This is a genomic window from Streptomyces sp. NPDC017225, from assembly GCF_044331465.1.
Classification (GTDB): Bacteria; Actinomycetota; Actinomycetes; order Streptomycetales; family Streptomycetaceae; genus Streptomyces.
The window spans coordinates 1-4,706 of the sequence record NZ_JBIRNE010000009.1 but is presented as its reverse complement, the minus strand read 5'-3'; the positions used below and the strand labels follow the sequence as shown (position 1 = coordinate 4,706).

3 protein-coding genes are annotated in these 4,706 nt (G+C 69.4%); 1 reads left to right on the top strand and 2 read right to left on the bottom strand.

The window, feature by feature from the left end; translation table 11 throughout:
• Nucleotides 1–274 precede the first annotated feature (274 nt).
• Nucleotides 275–1,249 carry an ROK family protein gene (locus ACH4NX_RS20250; RefSeq protein ID WP_398130369.1) on the bottom strand — a complete coding sequence of 325 codons (975 nt, stop codon included), beginning with the start codon at nucleotides 1,247–1,249 and terminating at the stop codon, nucleotides 275–277.
• Nucleotides 1,250–2,221: 972 nt separating this feature from the next.
• Between ACH4NX_RS20250 and ACH4NX_RS20245 the strand changes: the two genes are divergently transcribed.
• Nucleotides 2,222–3,529 (top strand): cellulase family glycosylhydrolase, encoded by a 1,308-nt coding sequence (locus ACH4NX_RS20245; RefSeq protein WP_398130370.1) that lies wholly within the window; start codon nucleotides 2,222–2,224, stop codon nucleotides 3,527–3,529.
• A 100-nt stretch (nucleotides 3,530–3,629) separates the two neighbouring features.
• Here the strand turns inward: ACH4NX_RS20245 and ACH4NX_RS20240 are convergent, their stop codons facing one another.
• The gene (locus ACH4NX_RS20240; RefSeq protein ID WP_398130371.1) at nucleotides 3,630–4,562 is read right to left on the bottom strand and encodes a MerR family transcriptional regulator; all 933 of its coding nucleotides are present in this window, start codon (nucleotides 4,560–4,562) and stop codon (nucleotides 3,630–3,632) included.
• Between the last annotated feature and the right edge of the window lie 144 nt (nucleotides 4,563–4,706).

Below are 4,706 nucleotides of genomic sequence, written 5' to 3'. Positions count from 1 at the left end.
CGGCAGGCCCCGGACGGCCGAAATCCGTCGGCCTCCGTCCGCCCGAAACCCCGCGGTCGGGGGGGGGGGGGGGGGGGGGGGGGGGGGGGGGGGGCGGCCCCCCCCCCCCCCCCCCCCCCCCGTCCGGCCCGGTGCTCCTGTGCCGCCACAGAAAAGGGAAGGGGTGTTCGCACGCACTTGCCGAGAGTCCGGCCGTGGTGCCGATTTTCCCTACGAATGACTGAGGGAGCTTGAGGGCGTCTGACGGCCCGCCTTATGGAGGAGTCGAAACCGGTTAACCACCAGTTGCGAGTACGGTTTCCGTCACTCCTTCACCGGCCTCCCGCAGTCGCTGCCGGGCCGCTGCCGCCGCGCCGACAAGGCCCGCGTCCCGCGCCAGAGCGGCCGGGCGCACCTCGACACCGCGGGCGAAGTCGAGCACCGCGTAGGCACGGAGATGGCGGCGCAGCGGAGTGAACAGTGTCTCCCCGGCCTGGGCGACACCCCCGCCGACGACCGCGACCTCGATCTCCAGCAGCGTCGCGCTCCCGGCGATGGCGGCGGCCAGAGCCCGTGCCGAGCGGTCGTACGCGGCCAGGGCGCGTTCGTCACCCGCGCGGGCGGAGGCGGCGACGGCGGCGGCGGTCGGTTCCGAGCCCGGCTGCGGCGCCCACCCCGCCTGTACCGCGTATCGGGCGATGGCCGTTCCGCTGGCGTATCCCTCCACGCAGCCCCGTGCACCGCAGGCGCAGGGGGCACCGTCGAAGTCGACGGAGACGTGACCGATGTGTCCGGCGTTCCCCGAGGGCCCCGGATGCAGCCGGCCGCCCAGCACGTAGCCGCCTCCGACTCCGGTCGAGACCACCATGCACAGCGCGTTGTCCACTCCACGAGCGGCGCCGAGCCAGTGTTCGGCAGCGGTCATGGCCACGGCGTCCCCGAGCAGGACCGGTGCGATGCCGGCGGACATCAGGGGATGGGCGCGCACGCTCTCCACGAGGGGAAAGGCCCGCCAGACGGGAATGTTCACGGGGCTCACCGAGCCTGCCGCCGTGTCGACGGGGCCCGCGCTGGCGATGCCCAGTCCGCGTACCGTGCCCCAGGCCGGGGCGGTGGCCAGGGCATCGATCACGGCGTCGACGGTCCGCGCCATGCGGTGCGTGGACTCCCGCGCGGGTGTGGGGAACTCGGCGCGGTGGACGACGGTTCCCCGCTCGTCCACCAGGGCTCCCGCGATCTTCGTCCCTCCGATGTCCAGGGCGGCGTACACCGATTCGGTCCTCTCTCAGGCCGGTCGGACCCGTCTTCGCGCACCGCGTAGTGGTGGCACTGAGGTGGGGGTCCGTCGGACAACGTTGTCAACAAACAGGGGGCAGTGGGACGCGCGGGCCGGCCGAAGTGGGTCCACGTTCGTAACGTTAACGGCGCACGAAAGGGTCTACGTGATTCGTCCGACCCTTGTTATTGAACCGGTATAGTGACCCAAGATGAGGTGCGGTCAAGCGACGGCGAGTTCCAGGGTGAAGGCGGCCGCTGAGAGCGGGCCTGCTGTCCGCTGGACGGTCGCTCTGGACGTCGGCGCGCGTGTCGACGGCAGGAGCGCGGGCTGACATGCCTGGCGTCTCCTCCATGCGGAGGGAAACGGTCCGCTGCCTTGGGAGGCGCGGCAGGCGGACGGGCGGGCATCGGCGCTTCTGTCGTGCTCGACGGTGCTCGCCGAGGGGATGACTCGGGCCATGTACCGGTTAACCGGACAGGACCGTAAGGGGATGTCGTCCGGCTGTCAATCGGTTGCGTCGGCCGTGTCCTCGCTGGTGAATGAACCAGTCTGTGAGACACGTCAGGGCTGGGCAGCGCGTTTAGCGGTTTAGTTCCGAAGCCTGGCCCGTGCCCGGCGGACGGATCGTGAACCGACTATTGACATGGGCGTAACAGCCGGTGCCTCATGGTGTGGCGACGGGCCGTTCGAGCCCCATGCGGCCGAAGTCGCGTCTGGTCGACGTCAGTTGTTCGGTTCGTACCCCACACCAGCGACGCCTGCGAAGCCTGCCTTCGGCGACACCCGCCGAAGTGCGCGCGACGCTCATCAAGCACGCCTTCAGGGACTGACATCGGCGCGGGACATCGTTGTCATCAACGGACGGGCGGGCGTCGGACGGCCCGGCCAAGCTCCGTTCCGCTCCACACCCATCCCCACACCCATCCCCATCCGCATCCCCATCCACATCCACCGAGGAGAGATATGCGAAAGCCGAGAAACACCTTGATCACGAAGGCGGGCATGGCGTTCGCCGCCGCCCTGGGTCTGCTGGTCTCGGTCGCCGGCCCGTCCGCCGGTGAAGCCGAGGCCGCACCCACCGGTATCCGTGTCAGCGACGGGCGCGTGGTCGAGGCGAACGGGAACCAGTTCGTCATGCGTGGGGTGAACCACGCCTACACCTGGTATCCCGACCGAACGAGCTCCATCGCCGACATAGCGGCCAAGGGAGCCAACACCGTCCGTGTCGTTCTCAGCAGCGGCGACCGATGGACCCGGACGAGCGCGTCCGAGGTCTCCTCCCTCATCGGCCAGTGCAAGGACAACAAGGTCATCTGCGTACTGGAGGTGCACGACACCACCGGCTATGGCGAGGACGGCGCCGCCACCACCCTGGACAAGGCGGCCGACTACTGGATCGGTGTGAAGAGCGCGCTCCAGGGCCAGGAGGACTACGTCGTCGTCAACATCGGCAACGAGCCGTTCGGCAACAACAACTACACGGCCTGGACCGATGCCACCAAGAGCGCGATCGGCAAGCTCCGGAGCGCCGGCCTCGACCACGCCCTGATGGTGGACGCCCCCAACTGGGGCCAGGACTGGTCCGGAACCATGAAGGGCAACGCGGCGTCGGTCTTCGCCTCCGACCCCGACCGGAACACCATCTTCTCGATCCACATGTACGGCGTCTACGACACCGCCGCCGAGGTGCGGGACTACCTGAACCACTTCGTCAGCAACGGACTGCCCATCGTCGTCGGCGAGTTCGGCGACCAGCACAGCGACGGCAACCCCGACGAGGACGCCATCATGGCGACCGCGCAATCCCTGGGCGTGGGCTACATGGGCTGGTCCTGGAGCGGCAACGGCAGTGGGGTCGAGTACCTCGACCTGGTCAACGGCTTCGACGCGAACTCCCTGACCGGCTGGGGCGAGCGCCTCTTCAACGGCGCCAACGGCATCGCGGCCACCGCCGAGACCGCCACCGTCTACGGCGGCGGCGGGGACGGGGACGGTGGCGGAGCGGGCGGCGGTACGGCCCCCAACGGTTACCCGTACTGCGTCGACGGCGGCTCGTCCGACCCCGACGGCGATGGATGGGGCTGGGAGAACAACCGCTCCTGTGTCGTCCCGGGCGGCGACGCGGACAGCGGTGACGGAGCGGGCGGCGGTACGGCCCCCAACGGCTACCCGTACTGCGTCGACGGCGGCTCGTCCGACCCCGACGGTGACGGGTGGGGCTGGGAGAACAACCGCTCCTGCGTGGTCCCGGGCAGCGGCGCGGACAGCTGACGACCTCGCGCACGTGCGTGGAGTTGCCCTCCTGCCCTCCGGGGGAGGAGGACAACTCCACGTGCGCCGGCGGCGGCGGGACAGTACGGGTGTGCTGCGCTCAGCGGTCCCTCCGCAAGGCCTGGACGAACCAGCTGTACACCGGGACCAGGCCCGGTACCACCTGCCAGCCGTTGAGGACCCACACCAGTCGCCAGTACTCGTCCACGCGGGGGTCGTGGGCCACCTCGAACCGCTGGGCCAACCAGTCACGGAACTCCGCGTCGGGGTTGCGTGCGAACACCTCCGCGAACCGCCGTACGAGATCGTCGAGGACGGGTGTGGCCTCATCGCTGAGCGGGTCGACGCCGGCATCCCTGGCCTCGGCCAGTCTCTGCCGGGTGAACTCCACGAGTTCGGCGCCGGCTTCGGTCTCGATGTCGAGCGTGAGCTGATTGGCCTGGTGGCCGGCCGTCCGGCGCATACGGGCCCGGAAGTCGTCGTCGCCCATCATCTCGGCGAGCTCCACCCACGCGGCGACCTGGTCGGTGGACGGATCGTCCGGCAGGTCGGGGGTGGCGGCGCGCACCATGGCCGCCGCGTTCGGGTCGATGCCCTCCGTGCCGAAGGTATCGTCGACGAAATCGTCGATCAGACGGCGGCGTTCCTCGCCGGACAACTGCGTGAGTCTGTGCATGAGCTTGGTCTCCTTGGGACTGGACCCGAATCTGGCCGCGGCGCGCAGGACACTCCGCCGCAGTCGCAGCGTCTGGATCTGGGCGTCCAGGGCGTCGGCGTGCGCCGAGGCGACTTCCGCCACCGAGAGTTCGCGGCTCAGCACCTGTTGGATCGTGGTGAGGCCGATGCCCAGCTCGCGCAGTGTGCGGACGAGTTCCAGACGAAGCAACGCGTCGAGGTCGTACAGCCGGTATCCGGCGGGAGTGCGGCTGGTCGGCGCGACCACGTTCGCGTCGGAGTAGAACCGGATCGTCTTCACCGGCACACCGGTGCGCCGGGAGAGTTCCCCGATCGAGTAGAGAGTCGTGCCGTCCATGTCTCCTACTCTGCGGTCTCCCGTTACTGGAGGGTCAAGACGGCCCTGAACCGTTCCTAATCAGTGAGCAGGAGTGAGTCTTGGACTCGTACCTGGTCACTGCGGACATCCCGAACGGTTTTGGGTGTCCTGGTTGCCCGCGTA

Excerpts from the sequence above, each read along its gene's own strand:
- ACH4NX_RS20245 (WP_398130370.1), top strand. The coding sequence starts at position 2,222 with ATGCGAAAGCCGAGAAACACCTTGATCACGAAGGCGGGCATGGCGTTC.
- ACH4NX_RS20240 (WP_398130371.1), bottom strand. The coding sequence starts at position 4,562 with ATGGACGGCACGACTCTCTACTCGATCGGGGAACTCTCCCGGCGCACC.